The organism is Streptomyces clavuligerus (genome assembly GCF_005519465.1).
GTDB lineage: Bacteria > Actinomycetota > Actinomycetes > Streptomycetales > Streptomycetaceae > Streptomyces > Streptomyces clavuligerus.
In genome coordinates this window covers 2,254,902-2,270,054 of record NZ_CP027858.1, presented here as the reverse complement: position 1 = coordinate 2,270,054, position 15,153 = coordinate 2,254,902, and the positions used below count along the sequence as shown (strand labels likewise).

Sequence of the window (15,153 nt, the reverse complement as noted above, 5' to 3'; positions counted from 1 at the left end):
GCCCCGGTGGGTCCTTCCGCCGGGGCCGCACCCGGGCCGCCCCGGGCACAGGGTGAGGCCGCTCCCCTCGCCGCACCGGGGCACCCCACCCGTGCCGCAGGCCACACACGACAACGCACAGACGACAACGCCGAGACGACAACGCACAGCGGAGTACCGCCCGGGGCCGCCGGGTCGGCGGGAACACCGAGCCCGGGCGCACCGGCCCTGCGAGGCCGGAACGACAGGGCCGGGTACAGGCCGGGTGCGGGGCCGGGGCCCGGAGCCGGGGCTAGGGAGTGTCGTCACCATAGCGTCGTCCGTCCGGAGGGCGGGCGGTGCGGCGCATGGTGCGTGCAGATGCAAGGCGGAGGAGGGAGTCCATGCGGTGGGGGTCCCTCCCGGGCCGCCAGGCCCAGGGGGCCATCGGCGACCGACGACAACGCAGCAGATGTGCGTGCAAGGCGTCGCGACACAGACGGGATTTTGACGACACGACTTAGATCCGCAGCCCGCCCTTGAGCTGCGCGAGCGAGCGGTCCACCAGTTCCATCGGGTCCTCCCGGTGGCCCCCGGCGGCCCAGTGCAGCATCACCTCGCGCAGCACCCCGAGCACCGCCGCCGTGAACACCCGTACCCCCAGATCGCCGACGGGCCGCCCGGCGCGCTCCGCCAGGGTGCCGGCCAGCAGCTCCGCCGTGGTCGCGGCCAGGGCCTCCGTCATCCGGGCCCGGAGGGCCGGGACCTCGACCATCAGCCGGGTGCGCTGGACGGCCTCCTCGCGCTCCCTGCCGATGAGTGCCGCGAGGGCGCCGACGAGCGCGTGCCGGACCGAGTCCAGCGGGTCCTCGTCCGGCGGGCGGGACCGCAGCCCGGCCACGAGGAGCGAGTCGTACGCGTCGGAGACCACGATGTCCTCCTTCGCGGGGAAGTAGCGGAACACCGTGGACGGCGAGACCTGGGCCGCGTCCGCGATCTGTTCGACCGTTGTCGCCTCGTACCCCTGCTCGGTGATCAGCCGGTACGCCGCCCGCCGGATCGCCAGCCGGGTCCTGAGCTTCTTCCGCTCCCGCAGCCCCGGGGAGCGCGGTCCCGGGCCGGGGGCCGTGCCCGGCGGAGCGCCGGGCACAAGGGGCGACGGGGATGCCGAGGGGCGACGGGCGAGAGCGGACATGGGGGAATTGTCCCGTATGGGTGGGGTGTGGCGGGGTGAACGCACCCCCGCCGCAGGGGGTTTCCTTCCCCGGGCGCGGCCCCGGTACGGCCTCCGGCGCGACCCCGTACCGGGGCCGCGCCGGAGGCCGGGCGTCAACTCTGGTAGGCGACCAGCGATATACCCACGTAGTGCACGACGAACGCGGCCAGGGTGAGGGAGTGGAACACCTCGTGGAAGCCGAACCAGCGCGGCGACGGATTCGGCCGTTTGATGCCGTACACCACGCCGCCGACGCTGTAGAGGAGCCCGCCGGTCACCACACAGACAAGCACCGCGATCCCGCCCGCGCGCAGGAAGTCGGGGAGGAAGAACACCGCAGCCCAGCCCATCGCGATATAGCAGGGCGTATAGAGCCAGCGCGGCGCGCCGACCCAGAAGACCCGGAAGGCGATGCCCGCCGTGGCGGCGGCCCACACCGCCCACATGAGCGGTTTGGCCTTGGTCTCGGGGAGCAGCAGCATCGTCAGCGGGGTGTAGGTGCCCGCGATGATCAGGAAGATGTTGGCGTGGTCGAGGCGGCGCAGCACGGCCTCGCCGCGCGGGCCCCAGTTCCCCCGGTGGTAGAGCGCGCTCACGCCGAAGAGCAGACAGGCGGTGAGTGTGTAGATCGCGCAGGCGACCCGCGCCTTGGGGGTGGTCGCGAACGCCGTGAGGACCAGTCCGGCGACCAGCACCGCCGGGAACATCCCGGCGTGCAGCCAGCCGCGCAGTCGGGGTTTGGCCGGAGGTGGGTCGATCTCGGTCACTTCGGGCGCGGCAGAGGTCATGGGTGGATGGTACCTACGGAACCGTAGGTAGTGACACGTGACCGGTCGTTGTCGGCCGTCCGCGCCGGGGGTACGGCGGTGTATCCCTCGTTCGTGGGGTGCGCGACGCGGGCGTGTTGACGCGCCGGACGCCGTTCCGCGCCGGTGCGCGCGGCTCCCGGGGCTCCGATGAGCGCTCCCCCGTGGGGGGATGTCTCCCGTTGAATCGGTGTATACCGGGGCGGCGATCGTCGTGACATGCGCGCGACGTGAGTGGTGATGCTCACATGAGAGTCCCCCTGGACATATGGGCACCCGCCACGGATGATCAGATGAGTGCGGTCGGCACCGGATGAGCGGCTACGAAGCATCCGGGTCGAGGCCCCCACGGGGCACAACAGGCAAACACCACAGGGAATCCCCTCACCCTTCTTTTTAGGAGCGATCGTGGCGCGCGACAACGCGGCTCCCAGCACGGCCCCCGGCACCCTCCCCACCCTTCCCACCGATCACAAAGCGCTGATCACCTGGGTCGACGAGATCGCGGCGATCACCCGGCCCGACCGGGTCGTCTGGTGCGACGGATCACAGGCCGAGTACGAGCGTCTGTGTGAGGAGCTGGTCTCGAAGGGGACGTTCCGCAAGCTGGACCCCGCCAAGCGCCCCCACTCGTACTACGCCGCCTCCGACCCCACGGACGTCGCCCGCGTCGAGGACCGCACCTTCATCTGCTCCGAGAAGGAGGAGGACGCCGGGCCGACCAACCACTGGAAGGCCCCGGCGGAGATGAAGGACATCTTCACCGGTGAGCAGGGCATCTTCCATGGCTCGATGCGTGGCCGGACGATGTACGTCGTCCCGTTCTGCATGGGTCCGCTCGGCTCCCCGCTCTCCGCGATCGGCGTCGAGATCACCGACTCCGCCTATGTCGCGGTCGCCATGCGCACCATGACCCGCATGGGCCAGGCGGTCCTGGACGAGCTGGGCGAGGACGGCTTCTTCGTCAAGGCCGTCCACACCCTCGGCGCCCCGCTCGCCGAGGACGAGCAGGACGTCCCCTGGCCCTGCAACTCCACCAAGTACATCTCGCACTTCCCCGAGACCCGCGAGATCTGGTCCTACGGCTCCGGCTACGGCGGCAACGCCCTGCTGGGCAAGAAGTGCTACGCCCTGCGCATCGCCTCCGTCATGGCGCGGGACGAGGGCTGGCTCGCCGAGCACATGCTCATCCTCAAGCTGACGCCGCCCAGCGGCGAGGCCGTGTCCCCGAAGTACATCGCCGCGGCCTTCCCCTCCGCCTGCGGCAAGACCAACCTCGCCATGCTGGAGCCCACCGTCCCCGGCTGGACCGTGGAGACCATCGGCGACGACATCGCCTGGATGCGGTTCGGCGAGGACGGCCGGCTCTACGCGATCAACCCCGAGGCGGGCTTCTTCGGTGTGGCGCCCGGCACCGGCGAGCACACCAATGCCAACGCCATGAAGGCGCTGTGGGGCAACGCCGTCTTCACCAATGTCGCGCTCACCGACGACAACGACGTCTGGTGGGAGGGCATGACGGAGCAGGCCCCGGCCCACCTCACCGACTGGAAGGGCAACGACTGGACGCCGGAGTCCGGCGTTCCGGCCGCCCACCCGAACGCCCGGTTCACCGTCCCGGCCGCGCAGTGCCCGACGATCGCGCCGGAGTGGGAGGACCCCCGGGGTGTGCCGATCTCGGCGATCCTCTTCGGCGGTCGCAGGGCGAGCGCCGTCCCGCTGGTCACCGAGTCCTTCACCTGGCAGCACGGTGTCTTCCTCGGCGCCAACGTGGCCTCCGAGAAGACCGCCGCCGCCGAGGGCAAGGTGGGCGAGCTGCGCCGCGACCCGTTCGCGATGCTCCCGTTCTGCGGCTACAACATGGGCGACTACATGGCCCACTGGATCAAGGTCGGTCAGGACGCCGTGGCCCGGGGCGACGGCGACAAGCTGCCGAGGATCTACTACGTCAACTGGTTCCGCAAGAACGACGCCGGGAAGTTCGTGTGGCCCGGCTTCGGCGAGAACAGCCGGGTGCTGAAGTGGATCGTCGAGCGGCTGGACGGCGCCGCCGAGGGCGTCGAGACCCCGATCGGTGTGCTCCCGGCCGCCGGGTCGCTGGACACCGAGGGCCTGGACCTCTCCGCCGACGACCTGTCCTACCTGCTCACCGTCGACAAGGAGGTGTGGCGGGAGGAAGCCGCCCTGGTGCCCGAGCACCTGAACACCTTCGGCGACCACACCCCGAAGGAACTGTGGGACGAGTACCGCGCGCTGGTCGCCCGGCTCGGCTGAGCCGTCCCGCGAAGCCGACGCGGCGGACCCGTAGGATTCCGCCCTGACCTGTGGGGTCATCAGGTCCGCCGTGCGCGCCGGCCCCCGGAGCCTCCCTCACCGGCTCCGGGGGCCTCTTCCTGTCCTCGGCGGGGCCTCGGCGTCGCGGACCCGGACAGCGTCCTGATCCGCCCGGACCGGGCGGGAGACGCGCACCCGGACGGGGGCCTGGGGGATGGGCCCCCGTCCGGGGCGAGGGGGCACCCGGTCCACGCGCCTTCGCGGCCCTGGACCGGGGCCGTTCAGTGGGCGCCGACCCGCCGCGGCCCGTTCAGCACCGCCGCGTGGGCGTCCATCCGCCCGGCGGCGAGCACGACGGCGGAGGTGTCCGCGCGGGACGCCGCGACGACGAGGGCCCGTCCGGCCAGCGCGTGGGCGCGGCGGTGCAGGGCCCGGGCGTCCGCCCTGCTGTGTGCGGCGTGGCGCACGGGCGGGGTGCCGCGCAACCGCGCCACCTGGGCCGCGATCCGCTCCGCCGGGCCGGTCAGCTCCAGTTCGTCGGTGACGGCGAGAAGGGCGGAGAGATGGCCGGCGAGCTGGATGTCCAGCTCCTCCTCGCGGGAGCGGTGGGGGTGGTCGGAGGGGTCGGCCATCGTGTGGACCGACTTGGTGCGGATCGGTTCGTACATGCGGATGGCCTCCTGCTCTCGGTCAGGAGGCCATCCTACATTGGATTCAGTCTAAAGTTGAGTGGAGTCGGAAACCGGTCGGAGTCCGGGGATGCCTTCCGGGCCGGGGCGGGCCCGCCCCGGCTCCGGGCGGGCCCGGGCGGGTCAGTGCTGGCCGTAGCCGTCCAGGAAGGTGCCGATCCGGGTCACCGCGTCCGACAGGACCTTCACCGACGGCAGGGTCACGATCCGGAAGTGATCGGGCTCGGGCCAGTTGAAGCCGGTCCCGTGGACCACCATGATCTTCTCGGCGCGCAGCAGGTCGAGGACCATCTGCCGGTCGTCCTTGACCTTGTAGACCTTGGGGTCGAGCCGGGGGAAGAGATACAGCGCGCCCTTGGGCTTGACGCAGGTCACGCCCGGGATCTGGGTCAGCAGGTCATAGGCCGTGTCGCGCTGTTCCAGTATCCGGCCGCCCGGCAGCACCAGATCGTCGATCGACTGCCGCCCGCCGAGCGCGGTGGCCACCGCGTGCTGCGAGGGCATATTGGCGCAGAGCCGCATATTGGCGAGGATCGTCAGCCCCTCGATGTACGAGGAGGCGTGCGCCTTGGGGCCGCAGACGGCGAGCCAGCCGGAGCGGTACCCGGCCACCCGGTAGTTCTTCGAGAGGCCGTTGAAGGTCAGCACCATCAGATCGGGGGCGATGGCGGCGGTCGGCGTGTGGGTGGCGCCGTCGTAGAGGATCTTGTCGTAGATCTCGTCCGAACAGATGATCAGATTGTGGCGGCGGGCGATCTCGGTGAGCCCCCGCAGCAGCTCGTCGTCGTAGACGGCGCCGGTGGGGTTGTTGGGGTTGATGATCACCAGGGCCTTGGTGCGGTCGGTGATCCTGCGCTCGACGTCCGCGAGGTCGGGCATCCAGTCGGACTGTTCGTCGCAGCGGTAGTGCACGGCGGTGCCGCCCGCGAGGGAGACGGAGGCCGTCCACAGGGGATAGTCGGGAGCGGGGACGAGTACCTCGTCGCCGTCGTCGAGCAGTGCCTGCATCGACATCTGGATCAGCTCGGAGACGCCGTTGCCGAGATAGATGTCTTCGACATCCAGCTCGATTCCCTTGGTCTGGTAGTGCTGCATCACCGCACGCCGTGCCGCGAGCAGCCCCTTGGCGTCACCGTATCCATGGGCGTCGCCGAGATTGCGGAGGATGTCCTCCAGGATCTCGGGCGGGCATTCGAACCCGAAGGCCGCCGGGTTGCCGGTGTTCAGCTTGAGGATGCGATGTCCGGCTGCCTCCAGCCGCATCGCCTCCTCAAGCACTGGACCCCGGATCTCGTAACAGACATTCGCGAGCTTCGTCGACTGGATCACCTGCATGTCCGTGAGCTTAAGGGCGGGGAAAGCCGAACCGCCGCCGTTTTCACCCCCGTGGGCGGACGGGAGAATCCCCGTGCGGACCGCTATGGGCGGCACGCGGTGGTGACGGGGGCGAACTTCCTTGGAATGCGCAGGCGAGGCGGGGGCGGCGCCTGCGGTTGCCGCGGTGGGGCGGGGAAATCGGCGAATGGGTGTTGTCCTCCTCACATCACCCCCGCTTCCGGCCCGGGGCGGTGTGCCGGTGACCCATCGGTCCGGGGCGGTGCCGACCGGGGCGGGTCGGCCCGGAGCCCGTGACCTCCGGGCCCGTGACCTCCGGGGCCGGGTGCGCGGTGGCACCGGACCGGCGTCGACGGAGTTCCCCGGAATTCCCCGGAATTCCTTCCCCCGCCCGGAGAGGGGCCGCCCGGGGATTTTTCGCGATACTGATTCCCTGGATTTCCGGGGCGGTATTCCGGTCGAGTAATTCTGGAGCAGGGTGGTGCACGGAAAAGCCCCGGGATGTGATTTCGCACATCCCGGGGCCGTGGAATTCCGACATCCGCGCGTCAGTCATCCGGGGTCGGCACGCGGCCGACGGTCGCCGACGTGGGGTCAGGCGTTGATGCAGGTGTTGCCGAAGGCCGGGTTCAGCAGTCCGATGATGTTGATCGAGTTGCCGCAGACGTTCACGGGGACATGCACGGGAATCTGGACGACATTGCCGGACAGCACGCCGGGGGAGCCGATGGCCGCACCGCTCGCGCCCGCGTCGGCCATCGCCGGAGCGGCGGAGCCCAGGGCCATGATGACGCCGGCGGCGACCGCGGCAGCCTTCTTGTGCTTCATTTTCTTGATCCTTTCAGCGGTGGGTGCGTACGCAGTCACGGCCTTCGCGCTGCGCCGACAGAAACCTGTGCATGGCACCCCCGCACACCTGGTAACGAGGGGGTTCCCGGTAGGAAACCGTCGTATGGCCGCCCGTTCGAAATGTCACCCGTATGCAGCACGGTGAAATATCGGAGTGAGCGGAATATAAATTATTGGACGTGCCCTCGGATTTTCATTCCGCAGTTTTCATCGACCGGAGTTCCGTCCGGTGGTCCCGCCGCGGAGTTCCGTCGGGGGAGTTGCGGCCCGCGGCTCCGGCGTACCGTTCCGATGGGCACAGGGGTGTGCCCCCGGGCATGCGAATACCGCGGGGGCACACAGGAGCCGGATCAGCTGTTGGCGGCGCCGTTGCCCGACAGGATCGGGATGTTGCTGAGGATGTGCGACAGCGGCTCGTCGCCCTTGGCCTGGGTCGAGTTCTCGGTGCACTGCTGGTTCTGCGGCGAGGACAGGATCGGGATGTCCTGCACGGTGATCGGGACGACACCGATGAGGGAGCCGACGTTCGCCTTGGCCGGCAGGCCGATGCAGGGCTTGTTCAGCGAACCCTGGATCAGGGCCATCTGCGGGCTCATGTCACCGTGCGTGGCGGAGTTGCCGTACGCCTGGGTCGCACCGTTTCCGCTGAACGAGGTGGTGCCGTTGTCATTTCCGATGGCCATCGCCTGGGGGGCCATCGTGGCGCCCGCACCCACCATCGAAGCGGTGACCGCGGCGGTAGCCAGAATCTTCTTGATCACGAGTGTTCCTTTTCGCTGTGAACGATCGATCGTGGAGCAACCTGATCAACTGTCCCCGGCCCGTTTGGTTCTTCCTGTTCACTCGAATGACGCAAAATCCGGAACGGGTCGTACGGAGGCCCGACGGAGGTCTATTCGGGAAATTCCCGGGCCGGAAAGGGCGCCGTGGGTCCGATCGTCGGCGGTGCGGCAGCGGAAAAGCCCCGGCACCTCGCGGGTGCCGGGGACATTCGCCCGGTGGGCGAAGGGGAAATCAGTGGTTGGCGAGACCGTTGCCCGAGAGGACCGGGATGTTGCTGAGCAGGTGCGACAGCGGCTCGTCGCCCTTGGCCTGGGTCGAGTTCTCGGTGCACTGCTGGTTCTGCGGCGAGGACAGGACCGCGACGTCCTGCACGGTGACCGGGACGAGCAGGCCGATGAGCGAACCGACGTTCGCCTTGAGCGGCAGACCGACACAGGGCTTGTTGAGCGAGCCTTGCACGAGACCGAGCTGGGGGCTCATGTCGCCGTGCGTCTCGGAGTTGCCGTACGCCTGGACCGAGCCGTTGCCGCTGACCGAGGTGGTGCCCTGGTCGTCGCCGATCGCCATGGCCTGCGGCGCCATCGCGGCGCCGACGCCCGTCACGGAGAGGGTGACCGCGGCGGTCGCCATAACCTTCTTGAGCATGTTCCGTCCTTATGTCTCGTGGATGCCCGCGAATGTGGCGTCCTGAGCAACTTTGCTCCGGATGTTTGGTTCCGCCGGTTCACTCCAATGGCCCCGGCGGGGGGTTCAGCCCCCGACCTGGACCCCGCCGAGCAGCGGGGTCACCGCGCCCAGCGTCTTCAGCGCGTTCTGCGGGGCCGTGCCCTTGATGGGACCCAGCGCCGACGCGGTGTCGGCGACATCCCGGACGACATCGCCGCTGCCGCCGTTGAGCAGCGGGGTCTGCCGGAAGATCTGGTCGACACCGCCGTTCAGGCTCATCGAGGGCGAGGTGGGCGGGGGTGCCGCCAGCGCGGGCGAAGCGGCGCCCAGCGCCGCGACCGAACCGGCGACGATCGCGGCGACCCTCGTGTACTTCATGGCTCTGCGTCCCTTCTCGGGCGGCGCTCCTCGCCGCCGTCGGGATGGTTAACGAGAGGCGCCTGCCCGGGAAACCCTCGCGGCGATTCTCATATCGGCGGAAGTTCCGATCATGGGGTGAAGGGTTCCCCGGGGTGAGCGGGCCCCCGCCGAAAGGCGTACCGGGAATTCCCTGCCGCCCCGGACCGGGTGAAGAAAACGCCGTTCCCGCCCCGCCGTACCGTGCGGTTCACCACCGGGTTCCCGGCAGTCGGCGCAGCGGACGCCCACCGGATGGGCCACGCGCGAGTCTTACGTGTTTTCCAACTAGCTTCTGACAAACTGCACTCCTGCTTTTGTCATGTTGATCCGGCATGGAGAGCACGGAGGGCCAGTCATGTCGAAGACGACCCGTTTCGCCGGTCCGGGCGTTCTGGGAGCCCTGTTTCTGCTGGCTCTTTCGGCCGCGCCGCTCGGGGCGGTCGACATCTCGGGCCAGCCCGAATCCGCGGACATTCCTTTCGCCCAGCGCTATCAGACGGTGCAGCGCGGCGGAGTCGTCCGTGCCGCGAATTCCTCCATCACCTGTGTCGTCCCGCAGTCGGACAACGGGCCGAACTGCACAGCCGCGAAAGACGGCGGCCCCGGGGTCAACGGCGACTTCGAGATGTACTACATCGACGAGGACGACGACCTCAACACCTACAACTCCAGCCGGGCTCAACTCGTTCTGCCGAAGAATTCAAAGGTCACCTATGCCCGGCTCTACTGGGGCGGAAATCTTCTCGTCGGCGAGCAGAAACCGGCCGAGGACAACGGACGGGTGCTCATCGCCGAGGAGGGCGGCAGCTACAAACAGGTGCTCGCGGACACCCGGATCGCGCACCGGACCGCCGACGGCACGGACGCGTTCCAGGCGTCCGCCGACATCACCCCGCTGGTGCGCGAGGCGGGCGCCGGGCTCTACACCGTCGCCCAGATCAATGTGGCCATGGGGCACTCCACCGCCGGTGCGTGGGGCGGCTGGACCCTGGTCGTCGTGTACGAGAACAACGCCGAGCCGCTGCGTCAGATCTCGGTCTGGGACGGGTACCGCACCGTGGACACCGAGCACCCCAGCCATGAGATCACCCTCTCCGGGCTCCGCGTCCCCGAACGGGCCGGGGGGCGCGCGGGGTTCGTCGCGTACGACGGGGACCGGGGGCGGACGGGCGACACGGTGACGGTCCGCACCTCCGGGACACCGGGGGCACCCGGCGCGGCCGAGGAGCCGGGCCGGGAGAAGGCGTTCGGCCTCGGCGACGCCGCCAACCCCGCCGACGACCTCATGAACTCCACCATCAGCGGCCCCGGCGGCGCCTTCCTCCGGCGCCCCGCCTACACCAACACCCTCGGCTACGACTCGGACGTCTTCGACATCGGCCCCGCGCTCGCCCCCGGCGGCACCGGCGCGACCTTCCGGTTCACCGCCGAGAGCCGCTCGTACAGCGTCGGTGTCCTCTTCGTCCAGGCGGACACCCGCCGCTGACCACCCACGCCGCTGACCACCCCGCCGCCGGGTGCCCACCGCCGCCCGTCCGCCACAGAGCCGCCCGCCGCCCCCCGTTCCCCCGCCCCTCTGCCTCCTCTGTGCCCCGGCCCCGGGCCGGGACCCCGTCCCCGTACCCCCGAGAGAGCCGCACGTGCCGCAGCCGAGCCGGACCGAGCCGAACCAACTGACGATTCTCCATCTGGTCCAGCCCGTGGAGGGCGGAGTCCCCCGGGTGGTCACCGACCTCGTCCGCGCGCACGCCGCCGCGGGCGTACGGGCCGTCGTGGCCTGCCCCTCCGGCGGCGAACTCGCCGGTCTCGCCGAGGCCGCGGGAGCGCGGGTGCACCACTGGAGCGCCGAGCGCGCCCCCGGGCTGCGGCTCCCCCTGGAAGTGCTCAGCGCCGCCCGGATCGTCCGGCACAGCCGCCCCGACCTGGTCCACGCGCACAGCGCCAAGGCCGGGCTCGTGGCCAGGCTCGCGGTCCGCGGCCGGGTGCCGACCGTCTTCCAGCCGCACGCCTGGTCGTTCCACGCCGTCACCGGACGGGCCGCGCGCGCCGCCCTCGCCTGGGAGCGGTACGGCACCCGCTGGTCCACACGTACGCTCTGCGTCAGCGAGGGCGAACGGGAGGACGGGGAGCGCGCGGGCATCGCCGCCCGCTGGGCCGTCATCCGCAACGGAGTCGACCTCGACCGCTTCGCCCCGGGCCGCGGCCACCCCGGAGCGGCGGCGCGGGACACGGCGGCCGACGGCGGCGACGACGGTCCGCGACCCGGCGCCCCCGCTCCCGCCCCCGGCGCCCCTGCGCCGCCGCTGCCGTCGCTGTCGGGGGATCGCGCAGCCCTGCCGCTCCTCCCGCCCGTCCCCGCCGACACCCCCCTCGCCGTCTGCGTCGGCCGGCTCTGCCGCCAGAAGGGCCAGGACGTCCTGCTCGACGCCTGGCCCCGGGTGCGCGGCAGCGTCCCCGGCGCCACCCTGCTCCTCGTCGGCGACGGCCCCGACCGCGCCCGCCTCGCCCGCTGCTCGCCCCCCGGGGTGATCTTCGCCGGGGCGGTCGCCGACACCGTGCCCTATCTGCGCGCCGCCGACCTCGTCGTCCTCCCGTCCCGCTGGGAGGGCATGGCCCTCGCCCCGCTGGAGGCCATGGCCTGCGCCCGGCCCGTCGTCGTCACCGACGTCACCGGCGCCCGCGAGAGCCTGCCGCCCGGCCACGACGCCCACAGCCTCGTGCCCGCCGACGACCCCGCCGCCCTCGCCGCCGCGATCGTCGCGCTGCTCCGCGACGCCGCGCTGCGGGACACGCTCGGCCGCGAGGCCCGCGCCCATGTGCGCTCCCACGGCGACGCGGAGCGCACCGCCGCCGCCGTCCTCGGCCTCTACCAGGACCTGCTCACGCCCCAGCCGCCGACGAGGAGGAGCACCCCACGATGACGACGGAGAGTGTTCCGGCGCACACCGCCACCCCCCGGTCCGCGGCCGGCACCGCGACCGCCGTCCGCCGCCCCGCGCCGCGCGGGGCCCGGTCCCCGCGCCGCCGCGGCGGCCCGCCGCACGGCCGGACCGGCGGCCGGGCCGCGCTGATCGCCGCCGACGTGCTCGCGCTGCCGCTCACCGTGGCCCTGCTGCCGTCGCTGGCCCCCTTCGCCCCCGTCCTCCTCCCGCTGGCCGCCGCACAGCCGCTGCCCATCGCCTGCCGGGGGCTCTACCGGCCCCGGCTGGCCCCGTCCGCGCTCGCCGAACTGCCCCGTCTGGGCGCGCTCCTCCTCGTCCAGTGGCTCCTCGTCACCGAGGCTCTGCGGCTGCTGTACGGGGACGCGGGCGCGCCCGGCCCCCGGGACGCCGTCCTCGCCGCCGCCCTCCAGACCGTGTGCTGCGCCGCCGTACGGGGGGCCGCGCACGGGGCCGCCCGGCGCGCGGCGCGGTGCCGTCCCCGCGCCGCGCTCGTCGTCGGGGACGGGCCGCTCGCCCGGCAGGTCGCCGCCGTGCTCCAGGGACACCCCGAGTACGGGCTCCGGCTCGTCGGACGGGTCCGGGGCGCCGCCGACGGGGACACCCCGGAACGGGGGAGCGCCGCCCCGGGGGCCGTCGCCGACCGCCGCACGGGGCGGGCGGCCACCGTGGTGACGGCCCGGCAGGAGAGCGGCCCGGTGACGCCCGTGCTCGGCGGACCGCAGGAGATCGAACGGGCCGTGGCCCGCGACGGGGTCCGGGACGCGCTCTTCACCCGCCCGCCCGGGGACGACCCGGCGACCACCGCCCTGATCGGGCTGCTCACCCGGCACGGCTGCCGGCTCTGGCTCGTCGACGGCGGTGCCGCGGCCGGGCCCGCCCGGTGGCGGGTGAGCGGCCACGACCAGCTCTGGGGCTTCGCCGTCCAGCCGCTGCGGGACGCCCCGTACCGGCCCGTCGGACGCGCGGTCAAACGGGCGCTCGACACCCTGTTCGCGGCGTTCGCGCTCGTCCTCGCCGCGCCCGTGCTCGCCGGGTGCGCCCTCGCCGTACGGGTCACGGACGGCCCCGGGGTCATCTTCCGGCAGGAACGCGTGGGGCTGCGCGGACGGCCCTTCACCCTGCTGAAGTTCCGCACCCTCTGCCCCGTCGACGAACGCGAGTCCGCGACCCGCTGGAACGTCGCGTTCGACCGGCGGATGTCCGCGACGGGCCGACTGCTGCGCCGTACCTCGCTGGACGAGCTGCCGCAGCTCTGGAACGTGCTGCGGGGCGACATGAGCCTGGTCGGGCCGCGCCCCGAACGCCCCTACTTCGTGGCGAAGTTCAGCCGCGCCCACCCCGGCTACCGGGCCCGGCACCGGATGCCCGTCGGCATCACCGGCCTCGCCCAGGTCCACGGGCTGCGCGGCGACACCTCCATCGAGGAGCGGGCCCGTTTCGACAACCACTACATCGACACCTGGACGCCCTGGCAGGACGTGCGCATCCTCGTCCGCACCGCGGCGTCGCTGTTCCGGCTCGGAGGAAGCTGAGCATGACGGTGGCCCCGGCCGGTGAACCGGCCGTGTCGACGGCGGACGCGTCCGGTACGGCGTGCGCGGCGGACGCCCCGGCGGCTGCTGCCGCGACGGCGGCGGACGGCAGCGCGGCGAACGGGAACGCGGCGACGGTCCGCGGCGCGCTGCGCGCGGCCGGGCGGTGGGCGGCGCCCCGGTGGGTGCCGCTGCCGCTGGTCGCCACCGTGCTGCTGCTGGCGGCGCCGCTGCCCCGGGGCAGCGAGGCCGGCTCCGGCGGGGTGTCCCCGCCCGACCTCGCCTCCGCCCTGCTGGTGCTGTGGTGCCTGGTCCGGACGGTACGGGGCCGGACGCCGCCGCCGCCCCCGCTCGCCGCCGCCGTGTTCGGGGTGCCCGCGCTCGCGGTCGCCGTCGCCGTCGTCACCGCGTCCGACCCGGCCGCCGCGCTGCCCGGGCTGGTGCGCTACCTCCAGGTCTTCGTCCTGGTGCCGTGCGCGGTGCTGTTGCTGCTGCGCGACGCCCGCGACGTCCGCGCCGTCACCGGGGCACTCGCGGTGCTCGCCCTCGTCCAGGGCGCGATCGGGGTGCGGCAGTACGCCACCGGCACCGGCGCGCTCTACATGGGCGAGAGCGTCCGGGCCGTGGGCACCTTCGGCCCCAGCGATGTGATGGGCATGGCCACGGTCGTCGGATACGGGCTGCTCGCCGCGGCCGCCCTCGCGCTGCGCCCGCCGCCCGGCGCCCCCCGGTGGCTGCGGCCCGCCGCCACCGGGACGGCCGCCGCCCTCGTCGTACCGCTGGCCCTCTCCTTCAGCCGGGGGGTGTGGATCGCGACCGCCGCCGCCGGTCTGGTCGTCCTGCTGCTGACGGGGCTCCGCCGGGCGCTGCTGACGCTGGCGGTGCTCGCGGCGCTCTGTGTGGTGCTCGTGGGCGGCTTCGGCGTCGGCTCAGCGCAGGTGTCCCAGCGGCTGAGCAGCATCACGCAGGTCACCGCGGCACCCGACCGCTCCGTCAACGACCGCTACACCCTGTGGGCCGCCGCCGTGGGCATGTGGCGCGAGCAGCCCGTCACCGGTGTGGGGCTCAAGGGCTTCCCGGCCCACCGGGACGCGCACGCCTCCGTCGCGCTCTCCGCGGGCAGCGACACCGGGGGCGCGGGGCACGCGTTCCGGCGGCAGCCGCTGCTGTCGCCGCACAACATGTATCTGCTGATCCTCAGCGAGCAGGGGCTCATCGGGGCCGTCGCCTTCGTGGGCAGTTGGGGCGCGCTGCTGCTGGGCGCGGTCCGGCGGCTGCGGGCCCCGGGGGCGGCGGCTGCGGCGGACTGCGGGCTCGCGGCGGTGGGGCTGATGGTCTGGCAGACCGTGGACTTCCTGTACGCGGACATCGGCGGCCCCTCCACCGTGCTGACGGGGATCGTGCTCGGGCTCACGGCGTGGTGGGCGTTCTCACCGGTGGGCGGTACCCCGGCTCCTGGTGTGTCTGCGGGCGGTGGGCCGGTGGCCGGTGTGTCTGCGGGCGGTGCTCCGGCCCCTGGTGGGCTGGTGGGTGGTGCCGCTGTGGCCGGTGCGTCTGCGGGCGGTGCCGCTGTGGCCGCTGCCCCAGCCCCTGACGCGTCCGCGGGCGGTGGGCCGGTGGCCGGTGTGTCTGCGGGCGGTGTGCCGGTGGGTGGTGCCGCTGTGGGTGGTGTGTCTGTGGCCGGTGCCCCGGCCCCTGGTGCCG

General features: G+C 72.5%; 12 protein-coding genes and 1 pseudogene. 5 read left to right on the top strand and 8 right to left on the bottom strand.

The features are described 5' to 3' along the window. Nucleotides 1-478 precede the first annotated feature (478 nt). The gene (locus CRV15_RS09140; protein WP_003954867.1) at nt 479-1,153 is read right to left on the bottom strand and encodes a TetR/AcrR family transcriptional regulator; all 675 of its coding nucleotides are present in this window, start codon (nt 1,151-1,153) and stop codon (nt 479-481) included. Nucleotides 1,154-1,287: 134 nt separating this feature from the next. Then, the gene (gene trhA, locus CRV15_RS09135) at nt 1,288-1,962 is read right to left on the bottom strand and encodes a PAQR family membrane homeostasis protein TrhA (protein ID WP_003954866.1); all 675 of its coding nucleotides are present in this window, start codon (nt 1,960-1,962) and stop codon (nt 1,288-1,290) included. A gap of 426 nt (nt 1,963-2,388) precedes the next feature. Between trhA and CRV15_RS09130 the strand changes: the two genes are divergently transcribed. Beyond that, complete coding sequence (locus CRV15_RS09130; protein ID WP_003954865.1) at nt 2,389-4,254, top strand: phosphoenolpyruvate carboxykinase (GTP); 1,866 nt, start codon at nt 2,389-2,391, stop codon at nt 4,252-4,254. A 281-nt stretch (nt 4,255-4,535) separates the two neighbouring features. Here CRV15_RS09130 and CRV15_RS09125 read toward each other — a convergent pair whose 3' ends face one another. From CRV15_RS09125 to CRV15_RS09100, 6 genes are all read right to left on the bottom strand, one after another. Beyond that, nucleotides 4,536-4,922 carry an SCO4983 family protein gene (locus CRV15_RS09125; protein ID WP_003954862.1) on the bottom strand — a complete coding sequence of 129 codons (387 nt, stop codon included), beginning with the start codon at nt 4,920-4,922 and terminating at the stop codon, nt 4,536-4,538. A 144-nt stretch (nt 4,923-5,066) separates the two neighbouring features. After that, nucleotides 5,067-6,278, bottom strand: coding sequence for a pyridoxal phosphate-dependent aminotransferase (locus CRV15_RS09120; protein WP_003954861.1), 1,212 nt, complete (start codon nt 6,276-6,278; stop codon nt 5,067-5,069). Nucleotides 6,279-6,872: 594 nt separating this feature from the next. Further along, nucleotides 6,873-7,106 carry a chaplin gene (locus CRV15_RS09115; protein WP_009997406.1) on the bottom strand — a complete coding sequence of 78 codons (234 nt, stop codon included), beginning with the start codon at nt 7,104-7,106 and terminating at the stop codon, nt 6,873-6,875. A 371-nt stretch (nt 7,107-7,477) separates the two neighbouring features. Then, nucleotides 7,478-7,888 carry a rodlin gene (locus CRV15_RS09110; RefSeq protein WP_003954857.1) on the bottom strand — a complete coding sequence of 137 codons (411 nt, stop codon included), beginning with the start codon at nt 7,886-7,888 and terminating at the stop codon, nt 7,478-7,480. A gap of 253 nt (nt 7,889-8,141) precedes the next feature. After that, on the bottom strand, nt 8,142-8,555 hold the full coding sequence (locus CRV15_RS09105) for a rodlin (protein WP_003954856.1): 414 nt from the start codon (nt 8,553-8,555) through the stop codon (nt 8,142-8,144). 105 nt (nt 8,556-8,660) lie between these two features. Then, nucleotides 8,661-8,954: a hypothetical protein gene (locus CRV15_RS09100; protein ID WP_003954855.1), complete on the bottom strand. Its 294-nt coding sequence runs from the start codon at nt 8,952-8,954 to the stop codon at nt 8,661-8,663. 376 nt (nt 8,955-9,330) lie between these two features. Between CRV15_RS09100 and CRV15_RS09095 the strand changes: the two genes are divergently transcribed. The 4 genes and pseudogenes from CRV15_RS09095 to CRV15_RS09080 form a co-directional block, all read left to right on the top strand. Next, the gene (locus tag CRV15_RS09095) at nt 9,331-10,461 is read left to right on the top strand and encodes a DUF3344 domain-containing protein (RefSeq protein ID WP_003961638.1); all 1,131 of its coding nucleotides are present in this window, start codon (nt 9,331-9,333) and stop codon (nt 10,459-10,461) included. 154 nt (nt 10,462-10,615) lie between these two features. Next, complete coding sequence (locus CRV15_RS09090; RefSeq protein WP_009997410.1) at nt 10,616-11,896, top strand: glycosyltransferase; 1,281 nt, start codon at nt 10,616-10,618, stop codon at nt 11,894-11,896. Continuing rightward, entirely contained in the window at nt 11,893-13,449 is a 1,557-nt protein-coding gene (locus CRV15_RS09085; protein WP_009997411.1) for a sugar transferase, read from the top strand. Before CRV15_RS09090 ends, CRV15_RS09085 begins: the two co-directional genes overlap by 4 nt. A 149-nt stretch (nt 13,450-13,598) precedes the next feature. Then, nucleotides 13,599-14,882: pseudogene (locus tag CRV15_RS09080) on the top strand (O-antigen ligase family protein); the annotation flags it as partial. Between the last annotated feature and the right edge of the window lie 271 nt (nt 14,883-15,153).